This is a genomic window from Fibrobacter sp. UWT2, from assembly GCF_900142545.1.
Lineage (GTDB): Bacteria > Fibrobacterota > Fibrobacteria > Fibrobacterales > Fibrobacteraceae > Fibrobacter.
This window is the reverse complement of sequence record NZ_FRBF01000006.1, coordinates 109,462-127,443: the sequence shown is the minus strand read 5'-3', so window position 1 is coordinate 127,443 and position 17,982 is coordinate 109,462. Positions and strand designations below refer to the sequence as shown.

Genomic DNA, 17,982 nt, shown 5'->3' with positions numbered 1-17,982 from the left:
TCCATGAATTTTAGAGATTTTGGCAAATACAACCAATTCAAGGAACAATTCGCCGGTATGTCTCCCGAAATGAAGGAGCAAATGATGCGCATGGCGAAGGAACAGATGAAAATGCGAATTCAGGCCTTCATTCAAAAATGGCTTTCACAACCAATTCTTATCGCTGTAGCCTTGGTTCTTGGAGCAATTGTTGGAGCCCTCACCGCCTTTTTCGGGCAAGTTTTACTGGCCGTCAGCGCCCTTCGCGACGCCAACCCACTTTACTGGATTCCGGGACTAGCCCTGATCGGTGTCGCAATCGTACTCGGTTACCAGAAATTTGGCAAGGGCTCCGAACGCGGCATGGATATGGTTTTCGGAGTTGCCCATGGTAAAGAAAGCGAAATTCCGCTGCGCATGATCCCGATGGTGGCGGTAAGCACTTGGCTGACGCATTTGTTCGGCGGTAGCGCTGGCCGCGAAGGTGTCGCGATTCAAATTGGCGCCACTCTCGGGCACAACATCAGTAAAAAGATTCATGTCGAAAACGCGGGCAAGATTCTGCTGATTGCAGGCATGGCCGCAGGTTTTGCCGGACTTTTCCAGACGCCGCTTGCCGCCATTGCGCTCGCACTCGAAGTTCTACTTGTGGGATACTTGAATCTGTCGGCATTGCTCCCCGCCACGGTCGCCGCATTTACGGCCTACAAAGTTTCCGAAATGCTCGGACTTGAAAAATTCTCCGTCGACTTGAATACGCTTTTCCCTGATTGGAACGTTGCCGGACTTCTGTGGAACGAAAACGGATTGAATATTCAATTTGTGCTGAAGCTTGCGCTACTCGGCATACTATTCGGTATCGTCGGTGGCGGCTTTGCAAAATTGCTTTCGCTCGCCAAGAAGCTTTTCGCAAACAAGTTGCCGAACCCACTCAAGCGAATCGCTTTCGTTGGCATTGCCATAAGCCTTCTTTTGCTGCTGTTCTGGCAGGGCCGCTATGCGGGCCTGGGTACCAACTTGATTGATATGAGCTTCGCCGGTTCTGCGCAAGACGCCACATCGATTTACGCCTGCGACTGGATTCTGAAATTCGCGCTGACCATCGTGACGATTGCAGTCGGATTCAAAGGTGGCGAAGTCACCCCGTTGTTTGCCATTGGGGCAACCTTTGGCACTTGGGTTGCCGCTATGGTGGGCGTACCCCTGCCGCTCGCAGCCGCCCTCGGTTACGCCGCTGTCTTTGGCGGAGCCACCAACACCCTGTTCGCCCCCATTTTCATCGGTGCAGAAATCTTCGGATTCGACACATTGCCGGCATTCTTTATCGTTTGCGTACTCGCTTTCGCTTGCAACGGCGGCCAAAGCATTTACGCCCAGAAAAAACTGAGACTAAAATGACACCTAGTGTCATCCTGAGCTAAGTCGAAGGATCTATGAACGCGGTTTATATCGAAATCACGGATGTTTGCAATTTGAATTGCAGCTTTTGTCCCTGCGGCAAGACGAATTCATCGGCATCGTCCCATTCGACAAATAAGCCGCGCGAATTCATGAGTACGGAACTGTTTGAGCGTTGCCTTACCGAATCAGCGACCGTTGCCGAGAACGTCTACTTTCATGTTCTCGGCGAACCTACGCTGCATCCGGGATTCGGCCTTTTCCTGAAAAAACTGGAAGCGACGTCGCTCAAACTGAACTTGACAACGAACGGCACCACGATTGCACGCACCGGCAAATTGATTCTAGCCTCCTCTGCGGTACGACAGGTGAATTTTTCAACGCACGCCTATGCAGAATTGCCGCAAGACGATGCGACCCGCCACCTCCAAGACGTCCTCGACTTTTGCAAGATGGCCAATGCCATTCGCCCAGACCTCTACATCAATTTAAGGCTCTGGAATGTAGGCGATTATGCCAGCGACGCTTGGAACCGAACCTTGCTCGCCAAGGTCAACGAGACATTCGGCAACGATTCTGACAACACTGAATCTGGCACGCAAATTTCGCTGGAACATTTCTGCAGCCGCCACAAGAGTTTCAATGTCACCGGAAGGATCTACCTGCATCAAGACAGCCGCTTTGAATGGCCTGAATTAGACGAGAGAAGAAAGACGAGAGACGAGAGAATTGCAGCAGGGACTTGCCGCGCCCTCGACACCCATGTAGCGATTCTGCACGACGGGCGCGTGGTCGCATGTTGTCTCGACCATAGCGGGCAAATCACACTCGGACGCATTCAGGAACAAAACCTCGCCGAAATTCTCGAATCGCCCGCCGCCAAGAGTCTCCGCGAAGGATTCGAGAAGCACGAATTGCGCCACCCGCTTTGTCAAAGTTGCTCCTTCTGCAAGCGCTTCGGCAAATAAGTTTATATTTGAGTCAATATGCCAATCGTTACCGTTCAAGATTTCACAGGCGTTTACGCCGAACAGCCTTTTATGCAAGGGTTGCGGGAATCTGCGGCTACCGACAAGAATATTCATTGGTTTGACTGCACTCAAATTGACAGCACAGACTGCTACTGCGACGACGAGGCGCAAGCGATTCTCCGCCAGCAAATCGAAAGCACTCGCGGCGATACCGTCGGCATTCACTTCTTCGATAACGGCAATTACCATTACATGAGTAAGCTCTGGACGGACCGCGTTCAAGAACCGTTCGACCTTATCGTATTCGATCACCATCCCGACATGCAACCACCCCGTTTCGAAGGAATCCTCAGTTGCGGCGGCTGGATCAAGGAAGTTCTTGACAACAATAAATTCGTGCAGAACGTCATCGTTATCGGAGTCGCCGACCATCTCGTCGAAGAAATCCGCGAAGACCTTTCGCAGGCAAACGCCGCCGAAATTCTGAACCGCGTCACCTTCATCCGCGAAAGTGAATTAGAGGCTCTTACCTCACACCTCAAAGGCACCCTGTGCCGACCCCATACCCCAAGCCTCTATATTTCTATCGACAAAGACGCCCTCTCTACAGCCGAGGCAGCCACCAACTGGGAGCAAGGCTCACTCACTTTTGAACAGCTCACCGACACGCTCCAAACGCTCGCACAGAACCGAAAAATTTTAGGCATCGACGTTTGCGGCGAACGCGCCCGTGACATGGGATTCGAAGACACCGCCGCAGCAGACGCTCTCAACAACGCGCTAAACGAGAAACTTTACCTCACTCTTGCGGGGCTCCATGGCATTCAATAACCGCAAGCCCCAAAAGCAGGGCGCCCACGGCGTTGCCCGCGTGATTTCCAAACGCGGCTATTGTAGCCGCAGCCAGGCCGAAAAGCTGGTGCGCGAAGGTCACGTGATTCTTAGAGGCAAGCCCGTACGCGACCCTGAATCGCCCGCTTACGAAAACGACGAAATTCTCATAGACGGCTCCCCCGTGACCGCAAGCGAATTCGTCTACTTCGCCATGAACAAGCCCCGCGGAATCGTCACCACCGCAAGCGACGAAAAAGGCCGCAAGACCGTGATGGACTTATTCCGCGAAGAGTTCGCCAAGATGTACCCCGGCAAAGCCATGCCGCACATCGCTCCCGTAGGTCGCCTCGACGCCGCAAGCGAAGGCTTGCTGCTGTTTACTAACGACACAGCCTGGGCGGACCGCGTCCTCACCGACGCCACCCACATCAAAATCTACCGCGTACAAGTCAAGGGCAAACCCACCGCCGCCGAACTTTCGCAAATGGAATCCGGCTTCAGCGTCCCGCCCCGCGTCTTCGGCGAAAGCGAAGAATTCATGCACGCCGAGCGTGCGATTCTCCACAGCGAAGGAGAAAAGAACTGCTGGCTTGAAATTACTTTGTCCGAAGGCAAGAACCGCGAAATCCGCCGCATGCTCGCCCACCTCGGCTACGAAGTCATGCGCCTGATGCGCATTCAATTCGACAATTTCTCATTAAACGACTTAAAACCCGGCGAAATTCACAAAATCGTCCCCAAAATAGCCTCACATTAGACCGCGGCGCTTTATCAAGAAATTTTTATCTATATTCGTTCATAGGAGGATTTCTATGAATCTGAACAAACTTGTATACACCACATTCATTGCCACTACATTAACCACCTTCTTTGCCTGCAGCGATAACAATTCAAGCTCGGCAGCCATTACCACACCCGGCAATTCTTCTGAAATAGACATTGCCGACTCCTCCAGCATCGGCACAGAATCAGGCAACGCAGCCAACAACAGTTCCTCCAACAATTCGACTGTGGCAAATGACTCCACAACAGCAAAAGATTCTACCGCAGCAAAGGATTCCTCCGTTTCCAAAGACAAATCCTCGTCTAGTTCCGACAACAACAGCACAATTTCATCTAGTTCGGATAACAATAACACATCATCTTCAAGTTTCAGTAACAACGAAACATCTTCCTCTAGTTTCATCAACAATGAAGGCGCCTGCATTGTCAAACTGGATTCCCTCTACGGCTACCCTGTTATTTGCGACAGCATTCGCTTCGGCAATCTTTACAGCAAAGATGGTGAAATCTACCCCATCGCCGTTGACGGTCAAATTTGCACCTTAAACGACCACATGGACGCTGACAGTATCGTGGAGGTCACCTGCGACGGCATCACCTATACGCTATACAAAAAGTATAACAACAGAGCAGGAGGGGTAATGAGCGCATATTCCGAACCGACACTCGTCTCCTGCGACAACAATGACTTATGGTGTCATAACCCCATCGTAGATGGTACAACGGCACCCGTCGGCTCAATGACTTATCAAGAAAACGAAGGCATATATTTCAGCAGTCCGGGTACTCACGATTTGTCCGATTGGGATGGCATCTGCATTACCTATACAGCCGATACAAACGTGAATATCCTTCTAGACCTTGGCGAAACCAAGAATCAGGAATTCAACAACAACCTACCCTATATTTCACTCCGGCCTAGGCCCATAATTCCCTCAGAAATCTGCTACACATGGTCTGAATTTAAGCCTGCTCGCTGGACTAGTCCTGCCATATCTGGTAAAGAAGCAGCTAAAACGATTGCCCATATCAAAATCCAGAATCAACCCACAGCGAATTTCAATCTTATTCGTCTAAAAAAATATCTGCTAAAAGAAAACTATTCTTACAACAAAATCAATTGTGGCGACAATTACAGATGGTGCGCCGAATATGGCGAAGATGGAATCATAAGCGGTTGCGGTAAAGAACAATTCGGAACATGGGATGCCCAGACCGATGCGACTTCTTCCATAACTTGGCCAGGAAAAATAGGAAATGAATTCAATCCAAACTCCCTATTAGGTATTATCGAATATTACCAAGCTCTCACAGGAAAGTTTACCATTGGCAACGGCGAAAACGCTTACGTCAAAATCGGTTTCAAACTGGATTACGCAACCCAAGAAAATTTCGACATTACCTCTTGGGGCGGCTTCTGTTTTGTCTATAAATCCACCCATGACTTTGAAATAGAACTGGCCCCCTTCAACGCAGACGACAGCCAAAGCATTCCGAAGGTTTCAATTCCCAAATCATTGGAACCAACAGTCGTCAATTTGTCATGGGATTCGTTTAATCCGTCGGACGCAAGCGCCGTAAACCGCATAAACACCGTGTTCCGTGAAGCCGCAGGAACAACAGGATATTTCGCCTTCTACACCTTAGGCGAACCGGGATCCTGCACCATAAAAGAATTTAAATAAGGTCTCTGTTCAAGAGTTCGCCGTGGTCAAGCACCAGGCGACGGAACGGGCTATTCAAGTAAAAGTCCGGGTTATGCGTCGCCATCACGACGGTTGTACCGCGGGCATTGATTTCCTTGAAGATTTTGAAAACTTCTTCGGCGTTTTTCGGGTCAAGGTTACCCGTCGGTTCGTCAGCCAAAAGAAGGTACGGATTATGCACCATCGCACGCGCAATGGCCACACGCTGCTGTTCACCACCCGAAAGCGTATACGGCATGGCAAAGCGTTTCTGGCTAATACCCACGAGCGCTAAAGCGTCAAAGACCGCTGCATTAATCAACTTACTCGGCGTACCCACAATGCGGAGAGCAAGCGCCACGTTTTCAAAAACATTGCGATCCGGCAGCAGCTTAAAATCCTGGAAGATAATTCCCATCTTGCGGCGGAGCGCCTGGATCTTGCTATCCGGCGTATTCTTGCTGTCGTACAGGCAGTCGCCCGTAAACTTCACCATCACCTGGCCGCCGCGTTCTTCATCAGGACGTTCGTCCATGTAAATCAACTTCAAAAGCGTAGACTTACCTGCACCGGAATGTCCGGTCAAAAACACGAATTCACCTTTATGAATACGCAACGTCACGTTGGAAAGCGCCTTCCAATTGTCTTCGTAAGACTTTGTGACGTGGTTAAAGTGAATCATAAGACCCGCAACTTATTGTTTTAACGAAAAATAAATTATTCCGTCATGCGGATTTCGATATGCACTTCGTCGCGCCACTTTTTCACGAGCGCTTCAAGCTTCTGATTTTCAAGATGCGTTGCCGCCATCTGTTCAATCTTGCCGTAATCTTCTTCCAAAGTCAAGTCACGAGTCTGACGGGAATCATCGAGGCGGAACAAGTGATAGGCGCCATCGATCAGCACCGGTTCCGAAATTTCGCCCACATTCAAATTCGCCACGGGTTCCACATAAGCCGGTTCCATTTCGTTACGCTGGAACCAACCGAGGCGACCACCGGCAAAGTTGCTGGACTTGTCTTCGCTATACTTCTTGGCTGCTGCGGCAAAAGCTTCGGCAGACTTAATATTCTTCTGCAAGGAATCCGCCAAGGCAATCACCTTCGCCGTATCCTTTGCTGTCGGAATCGTACGGAGCAAAATCTGTGCCGAGCGCACGCCGTCCTCTTTACGGCCAAGCACGCGGGCAATATGCCAACCGAGCTTCGTCTTCACCGGGTTTGCAGAATACTGACCGTTCTTCAAGACATCCAGAGCACGTTCAAAAGCAGGGTCCAACTGGCCGCGCTTGAAGTATCCCAGGTCGCCACCCTTGGCAGCAGAAGTATCCTGCGAATGAGCCTTGGCCAAAAGTTCAAAACTCATACCCAAGTTAAGAGTGTCAATCAAGGCATCGGCAATACGCTTCACCGAGTCCACAATCATGGAATCCGGCAGAATCGGCAACTGGATGTGGCTCAACAGCACGCAGTTGAACTGCTGCGGAATAGAATCCTTGAAATCTGCAAAGAAGGCATCCACTTCTTTCTTGGTCGGCGAAACAGAACCGACATGGCGCTGACGGACGCGGGCCATTTCAATGTGGCTGCGAATTTGCTTCGACAGCTGGTCGCGGTACTGGGCCATGCTAATACCGAGCTGAGCACGAATGGCCTTTTCAAGAGTCGCCAAGTCCGTATTCTGGCTTGCGGCAAGCTGAGACAAGTGGGCGTTCACGCGCTGGTCTACTTCGGCATCGGTAATCACGATGGAGTCGCGGTCAATGCGGCTAAGCAAGACCTTTTCGTCAATCAACTGGTCCAACACATACTTGCGCTGGTCCGCTTCAGACATGGCGTTTCCTTCGGGAGTTTCCTGATAGCGGTACAACGCATTCAAGTACTCCGAACGCATAATCGGCTTTCCGTCGACAACTGCAGCAATTCCTTCCATCAATGCCGGTTCAGCCTCGGCAAACGAGATGCCGAGAATGCTCAAAGCAAAAACCAAACGACCAGGAAACTTCATTACTTTTCCTTTTCACTAAATACATTCATCTGCGAGAAAATCGGACGGGCCTTCTTCCATTCCTTCTTCAGGCGAGAGAGAACCGTCTTCTGGTGCTCGACCCAGGCGCGGGCAGCCACGTCTTCGGCCACTTCGGCATAGGGCAGCACATCGGCAGAATCAAGTCTAGACAAAACAATCACAGCCTTGAGCTGGCCACCGCAAAGCTTCACTTGAGAAAGCTTGCCAAATTCCACATCGGTAAACGACGGGAGAATGCAGCTATCGGGGCTTACGGCAACGGTATCGAAGTTTTCGATGCGCTTCACCATCCAGCTGTTTGCGGCATAAGTTTCATAGGTCAGCTTCCTGTGACCCTTGTAATACATTTCGGCCATCTGCCAATCCTTAAAGTAAAGGATAGAGCCGGTCAGCAAGTTACGACCGCGGACAAAGAATTCCGGATGGGCGTGGTAGTAATCCAGCTTTTCAGTATCGCCAAGCATCATGGTGTCGGCAAAGGTCTGCAGGTAGTAATCGACCGTCAACTTGCGTTCGGTACGCTTGATCTGTTCCTGCAAGGCGGGGTCTTTCCAGAAGCCCTTGGCGAGAGCTTCCTGGTAAATGGTTTCTTCGTCGATCCAGTGTTCCAAGAAAGTCAACTTTTCACGATCCGACAAATAGTCCCATTCGGGAACAAGACGGTATACAGCAGACTGACGGAGCTTGGATTCCCCTACCGATACCACAACCGGATCATCTTCGGAAAACGGACTGTTACAACCTGCTATAACCGAAAGAAAAGCAAGGCTGACTACACTCAAAAAACGGGTTAAATATTTCATGGGCTTAAAAATAGAAAATTAAGTATTCACTAGACTAGGACATTTCACTAGAATTGGAAATACAAAAACGGATTGTAACTCTGTGTAAACAAAGCAAGAACCGCCACCACAAAAATGACCAAGGCCACCGCCACACGCAACGGCGAAACTTTGTTGCAAAAATCGAAACTACGGAACTTCCAGAACGAAAGCAGAGCCGCAAGCGCCATGAAGAACAGGCAAGTCGGCGTAAAGATTTCAGTCGAAAGAATCGCGTCGGCAGAACTGATCGCATTCAAGCCGAGCATGCACTTCCACATACGCCAAGCCTCGCCAATGCTATCGGCGCGGAACAGCACCCAGCCAAACAGCACGATCACCTGCGTAATCAGGACCTGCACCACTTTGGGAGCCTTGTAATAGAAAGCGTTCTTGTTGTTCGCGCGTTCCACAATCATAAAGAAGGCATGGTACAAGCCCCAGCACACAAAAGTCCAGTTGGCACCGTGCCACACGCCGCTCACGAACATCACCAGGAACAGATTAAAGTATAGACGCGCCGTTCCCACGCGGTTTCCGCCCAGCGGAATATACAGGTAATCGCGGAACCAACTCGTAAGCGAGATATGCCAGAACTTCCAGAATTCGGTAATACTCTTGGAACGGTACGGACCGTTAAAGTTGCGCGGGAAATGGAACCCGAGCATCAGGCCAAGACCAATCGCCATATTCGAATACGCCGAGAAGTCAAAATAAATCTGGAACATGTACGCCAGTGCGCCCCACCAGCTATTCAGGACACCCGGTGCATCCGCCGCAAACACGCGGTCTGCGATAATCCCCACCTGGTTGGCGAGGAAAATCTTTTCGGCAAAGCCAAAGCAGAAAAACGCAATGCCGCGCACAAAGTTTTCAAGGGTATGGGTGCGGGTTTCAAGTTCTTCGGCCACCGTATTGTAGCGCACAATCGGGCCCGCCACCAGCTGCGGGAACAAAGCCACATAGCAGGCGAAAGTCGCAAAGTTCTTGACCGGAGGCGCCGTACCACGCCACACGTCAATGGCGTAGCTCATGGACTGGAACGAATAGAACGAAATACCCACCGGCAAAAGCACCGTCATCACCGAGAAGGGTTCACAGCCCAACTTGGTAATCACGTCATTGATGACGCCCATGCCGAACATGTAGTACTTGAAATAACCTAGAGCGCCCAGGTTCACCGCTACCGCAGCTCCCAGCGCCAAGTTCCGTTGCAACTTGGAAGCACCCGGCGCCGAAATGAATCGGCCAGCCACGTACACCACCAAGGTGCAGCCAAACATCAAGAACACAAGCCACGGTTCAAGCCATCCGTAAAAAACGTAGCTGAAAACCGTGATGAAAAAATTCAACAAGGAATGCTTCGCGTGGAACTTGTACAACACGAAGTAGCCGACCAAAAAAGTCGGCAAGAAATAGAACAGAAAAAGCTGAGAAGAGAAAACCACGAACTACTCGTTCACTTCGATAGCCAGGTAACGCGGCGATTCATCGTCAAAGTATTCATCTTCAACGGCGCCATCCCAGTTGCCTTCAAGCGGCACGAGCTTGAGCTTGTGCTTGGCCTTCGCCTTGAATTCGCCTACATTGCCCTTGGACTTGTCAGCCATCTTGTCCTTGACCTTGCCGCGAGCAATGAGCGGGTTATAGACACCCACCAGCACATCCTTGGCATCCAGCTTGCCCGATTCCACCTTGAGCACCTTGTACTTGAACACGTACACGTAGCTATAAAGGTCGTTGCTCGGCATCTTGCCCGGAATTTCGGTCAAGCGGCCCTCAATAGAAATGGGGTCTGCCACGGCAAAAACCGCAACTGCAAACAGAATGGCAATCAGTTTCTTGAGCATAAAAGCCCTCATTAAAATGGTACATTCAAAATATAAAAAATAAGGACTTAGGCAGCCCCATTTTGCCGAGTCGAGAGTATAAGAAAAAGGTCCCGACTTGCATCGGAACCTTTTTCACTGCTTCACTTGGACTCGAACCAAGGACAACGCGATTAACAGTCGCGGGCTCTACCAACTGAGCTATGAAGCAATTTGGTTTTGCCTTTGAGATTGCTCTCATCGACGGCACCAAATATAGATATTCAGAATATTTCGTCAAGGGGTAAGGGCGAATTTTTTGCTTTTTTTTTGAAAAAATTCATTTTCGAGAGCTTTTTCGCAACTTACGCATTCTTTTGGGCGTTTTGGACAAGCACCGCCATGTCTGTCGGGTAGTCTGCGCAGTCGAAAACGCGCGATTCTTTCCAGTAAGGCAACTGGATTTCGACCTTGTAGGCATAAAGCATCTGCGACTTGCCGCCGAGGGCCGTGAGGTCTTCGGCGGAAAGGCCTTCTTCGGAATTATCGACAGAAGGATCGCGAGACCAGGAGCGAGACATCTTCTCGTAGTAAATGCCATCGAAGCTGTACAGGCGGTCGCCCAGAATCGGGTACCCGAGTTCTGCGAGGTGGGCCCGAATCTGGTGCTTGCGGCCCGTCAAAAGTTCCGCCTCCACCACCGAGTACTTCGACTCGCCTGCCACCGGCTGTAAAAGCTGCCCCTCACCAACCTTTCTAAAGCGCGTGTGGCAGGGTTTGCCATCGGCAAAGTGGTGCATGCGGAGCCGCAAGCGGTCCGCGGGGTCTTCGCGCAAAGGCATCGTGCAATCTACAGGCTCGCCCGCAGGGGTTCCTTCGACCGCGAAGTCCCCGCGCACGACCGCCATATAAAATTTCTTCAGCAAAATGCGGTCCAGATTTTTCTGGAATCTTGCTGCCGACTCCGCATATTTCGCAAACAGCATGAGTCCGCCCGTATCGCGGTCCAGGCGATGCATGGGGGTCGCGGTTTCGTAGTCCGTTCCGCGACGCACAATCGACGTAAAAGTATTGTAGAATATATGGCCCGTATGGTGCACCGGCACGCCCGCAGGCTTTGCCACCAGCATGAATTCGTCGTCTTCGAATACGACCTTAAAATCCGTCGGCACTTCGGGCTCGGTGTAGTTCGTGACGTGGTACACCACCTTGTCGCCGCGGTGCGCAATCGTCTCCAGATTCGCGGCCACGCCGTTCACCGACACAAAGCCATTCGCAATCTTTTCGCCCCACAGTTCGCGACTATGGTAAGTAAAGCGCTTGCAGAGCGAATCGAGCAACAGCCAGCCTTCATGCTCCGGCTGCACCACGCTCTCGAAATACATATCAGAAGGCGCGCGCGACATTATTCCCTATACAGATTATGCTGTTTGATATACTCGTACACCTTCGGGTGCAAGCCCTTGGGTTCTTCGCCACACAGCAAAGCCTTGCGGATCGCGGTACTCGAATACACGCCTTCAAACCCTTGCTCCGGCCCAAGCCACAAAAGGTCAGCATAACCCTTCGCCTTGTGTTCAACTATATCCGGCTTCGGGTAACCGTTACGGGCAAATACAATCAGCTCAATGTCGCGCAACAGCAGGTGTCCATTGTAGTTCGTGCCGAAAAAGTTCATCGGGTCGCGCCAATGCGGAATGCCGTCGTAGGTATCGGCACCGGTCAGCAGGCGAAAATTGATGTCCGGGAATTTTTCCTTGAGCCCGCATAAGAACACGTACGAGCCGCGAAAGTCACCCTGTTCAATTTCCAAGTCCGAAAGAATCAGCCGCGGGTCGCCTTCCATGGCGAGTTCCAGCATGGCAAAGCGGTCTTCGGGACTCGCATTCAGCTTCTTGTCCCAACGGTCAGGACTCGGCATAAACCACACCTCGTCACAAAATCCTTTTTGCAGACAGGTCTTTGCTACCCTAATATGGTCCAAATGAACCGGATCGAACGCTCCCCCTAAAACAGCAACATTCTTCTTAAAATCAGACAAAACAAATCCCTAAAATTAAACCACTAGAATACGTACACCGAGAATCCCAAATTCATCTGGATGCGCCCGCCGTGAACCTTCTTGTCCAAGAACGGGTCATAATGCGTCAGCACCCAGCGGTAAGCGACTTCGGCAAACAGCATCGTCTTCGAGAAAATAAACAACAGCGACCCAAAGCCCGCGCCCCATTCGTTCCAGGCCACGTCGCCCAAGTCGCTCAGTTCCTTCACGCGAGAATACGAACCCAGCAAATAGACTTCGCCCAGCAAGTGGAGTCCCAATTCGAAATCCATTTCCGAATGGTCCACCTGATAATCCTTGCCATCATCGGTATCCTCTTCGTAACCATACATGCCGTAGCCCACACGGAGCAAAGCCATTCCTGGGTACCAAATACCGATCATCGGTTCAATCTGGCGGAGTCCGATTCCTCGGTCAGAACCCACGCCCGTGCCCGAGCCAAAGCCGAGCGCACCGCCCACAATCAGCGGCGTACGGATTCCGTTCAGCAACGGTCCGGCAGAAGTTCCTGCAGCAGCCCCCGTGGTCGGGTCAATGGCCGCTTCCATCTGCGACCAGGCCGGAACGCAGGCGAACAGCGCAAACACGAGCAGGGCGATTATCTTTTTCATAGGCACCTCACGATACGGCAATCACCGCCACCCCAAGCCCCATCAAGACATTCACCGCGGCATCTACCTTGGTAATCTTGAAGAACTTCGGGCGAATCGAATTTTCCTTGAAAATCTGCGAAATTTCCAAATGCGACAAATACATTGAAACCGCAAGCTTCACAAACACGACGCCCACCACCCAGTAGGCCAAGCCCGAAAGGTAAGTCAGCAAGATAAACAGCACCGAAAGCGTTCCGGTCAGCAAGAAATTCGAACGACGGATCGAACTTTCGTCCGAATCGTTCTCCAGCGCCATCGCCTTGAATTCCTTGACCTTTTCGCAAATTGCCTCATAACTCGTCACCAACTGGTGCAGGTTGTAACCCACCAGCACAATCGACGCCACCAAGGTAATTTTTATCGCAATATCCATCAAACCTAGTTCCTAGAATTCAAAATTCTCAAATAACTCGCATAGCGGGCCCGCGAAAGCTTACCCGATTCTACCGCCTCGCGCACCGAGCAGCCCGGTTCCTTCAGGTGCTTGCAGTTGCTGTACTTGCAGGTAAACAAGTCGCCCTCGAAAAATCCCGGGAAAATCTTCGCCAAGGTCTCGCCGTCCATATCGTCGTCACCGTCGGCAAGACCAATACTCCTAATCCCCGGCGTATCAATTACGTAGCCGCCACCCGGAAAATCGAACAGGCTCGAAGAAGTCGTCGTATGCCTTCCCTTGCCGTCGCGTTCGCGCACGGCGCCGGTTTCAAGTTCCGCACCCGGCACCAAGGCATTCACCAGCGTCGACTTGCCCACGCCACTCTGTCCGCTGAACACAGACGACTTGCCCAGGAGTTCCTCGCGCAGACGTTCCAGGCCCACCCCCGTCTTCACACTCACGGGAATCACCTTGTCCACGATACTCATGAAGTCGCGGATATCGTCGTTCAGGTCAGCTTCGCCATTCGGCAGCAGGTCCATCTTGGTCAGCACCAGCACAAACGGCAAGTTGTTCAGGTTAGCCGCCAGCAAGAAGCGGTCCATAAATCCGTAGTTGAATTCCGGCTGAGTCACGCTCGCGACAATCACCACCTGGTCAATATTCGCTGCCAGGGTGAGCTTACGCCTAAAGCTATCGCGGGGGCCGGGGCGCTTGAGTTCGCTCTTTCGCGGGAGCACACGCACCACGCAATACTTCTGCGAACCGACACCTTCGCCGCTGTCCTCGTCTTCGTTCACCTGACCCAAAAGCACGCGGTCACCCACCGCCGGAAATTCCCCCAGCGCCTTCGAAGTCGTCGCACGGTACATGGCAGTAACAGTAGACGGTAGGCAGTAGGAAGTAGGAAGGGAGTCATTCTGAGCGAAGCCGTTAGGCGTAGTCGAAGAATCTAACCGAACTTCACATGTTCTTCGGTGTACTTCGACCACCAAGCCCTCAACGCAATCCTTCTCGTCGATCTTTTCGAGCGGGTCCTTGATTTTCTTGATGCGGGGATTCTTGAATTCGCGACTGAAACGCTCCTTGACCGGGCGCTCGTCTACCACGCCCGATTCCAATTCACGCATCACGTCAATACGCCTGCTGCGGTGATCGCGGCGGGTCGGCTTTACGCGACGGAGCGGTTCCGGTTCGTCATCGAATTCGTTATTTAGCATCTTTCTTGCAATTTAAAAAATCCGGAAGCGATTCCTGGAGTTCGTCTTCCGAAACAGGCCTATCCTGACGAATGGACTCCATCAAAAAATGAATCGCCTTGAGTCTTCCATTACATTTTTCGATACAGTTGTCGTAAAAGCCCTTCGTTTTGTAGTCGCCCTCGACTACGCGCTCGGACGCATACAGAAAATGCTCCACGCATATCGAAAGTTGCTCGGCTTCCGCCCGCAAGTCCACAAGATTGCTTTTGGTAAAAAACGGCATACCGCAAATATAGAAAATCAAAAAGAAAGCTATATTTTACCCATGCTCCTAGCCCTCGTTAAAATGTCCCGGCCGGTGAATATCGTGATTGCGATGGTCACGCTTGTAATCGGCTACTACCTGCTTTCGGCGTTGCCTACAACGACGGGCGGTATCGAATGGTTTCCGCTTGTTTTGCAGGCGCTCGGTTTTGCATTTGCAATTGCCTTTGCAAACATCCAGAACGATATTTGGGACTTGGATAGCGACCGTCTGAATCGCCCGGAGCGTCCGCTGGTGAGCGGAAAGGTTTCGGTGGCGGCGGCGCGGAGGGCGTGGATTATTCTTCTTGTGCTCACAGTTGCGGCGGGCCTTGCCGACAGCCTGATGACCAAGACGAACTTCACGGCTTGCATTTTCTTTGTGCTACTCAGCGCGCTTCTTGTCGCCTACAACAAGTGGCTCAAGCACATCCCGCTTTTAAAGAACATGACGGTTGCCTTCCTTTGCGCAACACCCCTGATTCTCTGCCTGTTCTACCCCACGGGCCTCAAGGAATCCATCGAATCGACGCTTGGAATTTCGAACAAAATCGGACTTCTCTACCCCGCGATGCTGTTCGCAATACTCCTCACGACCGCCCGCGAAATCTACAAGGACCTGGAAGACGAAACTGGCGACCTCAAGGCTGGCATCATGACGTTCCCACTGATTGCAGGCGCCCCCACCGCTAGGCGCCTCGCCGGCCTCATTTGCCTTTTCACCTGGGCCATTTTACCGCTGCCTGTCGCGCAGGGTTACTACCCCATGCTCTTCTTGATTATCACCGGAATCGCCTTTACCCCCGCCGTCATCGCGATTCTCGTTTTTGCAAACAAGCGTAACTACCGAAACGCTCAAAAACTGGTGAAAATCGCCATGTTCGCAGGCCTTATCGCCCTCGTCGTGAGCTGTTAAAAGCCTCCTTACTCTAAAAAAATCAAAAAAAGTACTTTATCCAAAGCCAAAACGGTAAGTTTTTTGTAACTTTCACCCGTATTTCATTATTTTAAGGAGGAAATATGAAAATCACAAAGTTAATCCTGACATTACTGTTTTTACCCCTTGGAGCATTCGCCCTAGACCCCCCGATAGAACCGATCGAAACGGTGAAAGTTTCCAGCGAAGACGATTTTGAACATCGTTCTACCTTTGACGGCTGTTGGTCACTACAAAAAAACACAGACTACATATTAACCCAAAACGTAAAATTGACAAGATGCCTTCACATCGGAGCAACCATTCGCCTAGATCTCAACGGCTACACGCTATCACGTAATTTAGATAATCTTTTTGTTACAGAAAAAGCATTGATTTTCCGTGTCGATAGGACACTTATCATCGAAGACAGCAACAAGAGCGAGAACAATAGAGGCATAATAGCAGGAGATTTCAACATTAATACCGGCATCCCTGCGATTCTCGTTAATGATAACGGCAGTGCCTTCCTGCTATCAGGAATAATCAATGTTACGGAGGAAAATCTGGCCATCGACTTACACGGGTCCCTTCAAATAGATGGGGGGAGTGTTTATTCCTATGGTACAGGTATAACCGCTCATTCCGGCTCAAAAGTTGAAGTATTCAGCGGATCTGTCAACGGAAACAACAGAGGTATAGTCGCAAAAGAAGGATCCAAAGTGACTCTTGCAGGAGGATCATTCAATACTAACTCAAACTATGCTGTAGAAGCTTTTGAAGACATCAATATTTCTGGCACTCCATATTTTCCCAATTACAACGCGCTGGTTCTCTCTAACGGAAAGAAAATCAATATTGTAGGCGAATTAAAAGATAAAGCCCTCATCAACGTAAACATTGCAGAGCCCTTGACAGACAAAAATCCCAAGATCGCTCTTTCCGGACAATCGGAATACATCACCAATGACGCCATTGCTAATAAGATATTCAGACATGTCACAGCAGAGCCAACTGGCTACCAACTTTACGCCTACAACAACACGCTCATGCTGAGAAAGGATTACCCCGCTATCCGGTACATAACCGAAGACGGGAAAACAACAGCATACATCGATGGCGACTACTACGGATCCGTCGGCGACGTCGAAGAGAAACACGTGGACTCCGTCGTTTTCGAAAGAAAGTTCCCTCTTTCAGCAAACGGATACTCCACAATCATGCTCCCCTTTGCAGTCAAGCTGGGTCAACTGGGCGGAGTCAAGAATATCTACTATTTCAGAGGTGTCGAAGAAGTCAACGGCAAAATGGAAGTCCAAGTTCAAAACTTAAAAGATGGAGCCGAAGATATCAGCCAAGTAGAAATCCAAGCTTATAGACCTTATCTCATTCAAATGGAATCCGAAACCCTCAAAATTAAAGGTGCAGTAGAAATAAAGTCAAATAACTCCTATACTGTAAGCAGTAGTGGTCTTTGGTTTTTTAATGGCAACGACGAATTCTTAGAATTTACATCAGAGCATGTTGCGGGTGACAACATTTATGGATTTAACGATCAAGTCACAGAAAACTTTAAAACAGCAGGCCAGTTCGTCAAAATTGGTACCGGAGCCGCAATACCACCCTTCCGCGCATTCATATTTACCAGAGACATTTTCGGTCCCGAATTCAAGGAAACGAAACGCCCCGCCACCATGGACGTAGTCATCGTCGAAAGTACCAATGGCAACGAACACACGACAGTTATCGGGCGCATCGATACACGCACCGGCGAATTCAAGATGAACCGTAACTACGACCTCAAGGGCCGCAAGCTGAACGGCACACACCAAGCCCGCGGTGCCTACTACGGCAAGAAAGTTTTAGTGAAATAAGGAGGACACTATGAGCAACGAACAGAAAAAGAATTACTTCGCCCCCGAAATGAAGGAAATCAAGCTCAAGAACCAGGCCCACCTGCTACAAAGCAGCGAACCCTACACAGGCCTGCTTTCAGCGGTTGATTCCTCGTTGGACAAGTCCGACAAGGCATAAGACTCTTTTACATAAAACGTAAGTTTTACAATAAGGTTTTACACAAGTTGTAAAGCCTTTTTGTTTTGCAATTTGAATTTTGGCGTTTTTGAGCCAAAATCGCCATAATGGCACATTTTTTGCTTTACA

General features: G+C 50.5%; 19 protein-coding genes and 1 tRNA gene. 8 read left to right on the top strand and 12 right to left on the bottom strand.

Annotated features, from left to right (window positions below; genetic code table 11):
- Positions 1-105: 105 nt before the first annotated feature.
- The 5 genes from BUA40_RS06030 to BUA40_RS06010 are packed head-to-tail and all read left to right on the top strand — an operon-like array spanning position 106 to position 5,650.
- Positions 106-1,377, top strand: a complete 1,272-nt coding sequence (locus BUA40_RS06030) for a chloride channel protein (protein WP_072799659.1) — start codon at positions 106-108, stop codon at positions 1,375-1,377.
- A gap of 35 nt (positions 1,378-1,412) precedes the next feature.
- The gene (locus BUA40_RS06025) at positions 1,413-2,345 is read left to right on the top strand and encodes a radical SAM/SPASM domain-containing protein (protein WP_072799520.1); all 933 of its coding nucleotides are present in this window, start codon (positions 1,413-1,415) and stop codon (positions 2,343-2,345) included.
- Between the two features lie 18 nt (positions 2,346-2,363).
- Complete coding sequence (locus BUA40_RS06020; RefSeq protein ID WP_072799518.1) at positions 2,364-3,179, top strand: arginase family protein; 816 nt, start codon at positions 2,364-2,366, stop codon at positions 3,177-3,179.
- The gene (locus tag BUA40_RS06015; protein WP_072799515.1) at positions 3,166-3,939 is read left to right on the top strand and encodes a pseudouridine synthase; all 774 of its coding nucleotides are present in this window, start codon (positions 3,166-3,168) and stop codon (positions 3,937-3,939) included. Before BUA40_RS06020 ends, BUA40_RS06015 begins: the two co-directional genes overlap by 14 nt.
- 55 nt (positions 3,940-3,994) lie before the next feature.
- The gene (locus tag BUA40_RS06010; RefSeq protein ID WP_072799513.1) at positions 3,995-5,650 is read left to right on the top strand and encodes a hypothetical protein; all 1,656 of its coding nucleotides are present in this window, start codon (positions 3,995-3,997) and stop codon (positions 5,648-5,650) included.
- Here BUA40_RS06010 and ftsE read toward each other — a convergent pair.
- The 12 genes from ftsE to BUA40_RS05950 form a co-directional block, all read right to left on the bottom strand.
- Positions 5,643-6,332: a cell division ATP-binding protein FtsE gene (gene ftsE, locus BUA40_RS06005; protein ID WP_072799511.1), complete on the bottom strand. Its 690-nt coding sequence runs from the start codon at positions 6,330-6,332 to the stop codon at positions 5,643-5,645. The two genes, BUA40_RS06010 and ftsE, sit on opposite strands and share 8 nt — an antisense overlap.
- Positions 6,333-6,367: 35 nt before the next feature.
- Complete coding sequence (locus BUA40_RS06000; protein WP_072799508.1) at positions 6,368-7,657, bottom strand: peptidylprolyl isomerase; 1,290 nt, start codon at positions 7,655-7,657, stop codon at positions 6,368-6,370.
- Entirely contained in the window at positions 7,657-8,481 is an 825-nt protein-coding gene (locus tag BUA40_RS05995; RefSeq protein ID WP_072799506.1) for a hypothetical protein, read from the bottom strand. Before BUA40_RS05995 ends, BUA40_RS06000 begins: the two co-directional genes overlap by 1 nt.
- Before the next feature lie 47 nt (positions 8,482-8,528).
- Entirely contained in the window at positions 8,529-9,947 is a 1,419-nt protein-coding gene (locus BUA40_RS05990; protein ID WP_072799503.1) for an MBOAT family O-acyltransferase, read from the bottom strand.
- Between the two features lie 3 nt (positions 9,948-9,950).
- Positions 9,951-10,349, bottom strand: coding sequence for a hypothetical protein (locus tag BUA40_RS05985; RefSeq protein ID WP_072799501.1), 399 nt, complete (start codon positions 10,347-10,349; stop codon positions 9,951-9,953).
- A 117-nt stretch (positions 10,350-10,466) separates the two neighbouring features.
- Positions 10,467-10,539, bottom strand: a tRNA-Asn gene (locus tag BUA40_RS05980).
- Positions 10,540-10,672: 133 nt separating this feature from the next.
- A complete protein-coding gene (locus tag BUA40_RS05975; protein WP_255369225.1) occupies positions 10,673-11,692 on the bottom strand; it encodes an RluA family pseudouridine synthase in 1,020 nt (339 codons plus the stop codon).
- Between the two features lie 20 nt (positions 11,693-11,712).
- Positions 11,713-12,348 carry a nicotinate-nicotinamide nucleotide adenylyltransferase gene (locus BUA40_RS05970; RefSeq protein ID WP_072799496.1) on the bottom strand — a complete coding sequence of 212 codons (636 nt, stop codon included), beginning with the start codon at positions 12,346-12,348 and terminating at the stop codon, positions 11,713-11,715.
- Between the two features lie 23 nt (positions 12,349-12,371).
- Positions 12,372-12,980 (bottom strand): hypothetical protein, encoded by a 609-nt coding sequence (locus tag BUA40_RS05965; protein WP_072799494.1) that lies wholly within the window; start codon positions 12,978-12,980, stop codon positions 12,372-12,374.
- 7 nt (positions 12,981-12,987) lie between these two features.
- Positions 12,988-13,395, bottom strand: a complete 408-nt coding sequence (locus tag BUA40_RS05960; protein ID WP_072799492.1) for a hypothetical protein — start codon at positions 13,393-13,395, stop codon at positions 12,988-12,990.
- 5 nt (positions 13,396-13,400) lie between these two features.
- On the bottom strand, positions 13,401-14,618 hold the full coding sequence (rsgA, locus tag BUA40_RS05955; RefSeq protein ID WP_072799490.1) for a ribosome small subunit-dependent GTPase A: 1,218 nt from the start codon (positions 14,616-14,618) through the stop codon (positions 13,401-13,403).
- The gene (locus BUA40_RS05950; protein WP_143149710.1) at positions 14,608-14,883 is read right to left on the bottom strand and encodes a hypothetical protein; all 276 of its coding nucleotides are present in this window, start codon (positions 14,881-14,883) and stop codon (positions 14,608-14,610) included. Before BUA40_RS05950 ends, rsgA begins: the two co-directional genes overlap by 11 nt.
- A 42-nt stretch (positions 14,884-14,925) precedes the next feature.
- On the opposite strand from BUA40_RS05950, the gene BUA40_RS05945 reads away from it, so the two are divergent.
- From BUA40_RS05945 to BUA40_RS14540, 3 genes are all read left to right on the top strand, one after another.
- Positions 14,926-15,819 carry a geranylgeranylglycerol-phosphate geranylgeranyltransferase gene (locus tag BUA40_RS05945; RefSeq protein ID WP_143149709.1) on the top strand — a complete coding sequence of 298 codons (894 nt, stop codon included), beginning with the start codon at positions 14,926-14,928 and terminating at the stop codon, positions 15,817-15,819.
- A gap of 104 nt (positions 15,820-15,923) precedes the next feature.
- On the top strand, positions 15,924-17,693 hold the full coding sequence (locus BUA40_RS05940) for a hypothetical protein (RefSeq protein WP_072799485.1): 1,770 nt from the start codon (positions 15,924-15,926) through the stop codon (positions 17,691-17,693).
- Positions 17,694-17,703: 10 nt separating this feature from the next.
- Positions 17,704-17,853, top strand: a complete 150-nt coding sequence (locus BUA40_RS14540) for a hypothetical protein (protein ID WP_158212915.1) — start codon at positions 17,704-17,706, stop codon at positions 17,851-17,853.
- Positions 17,854-17,982 lie beyond the last annotated feature (129 nt).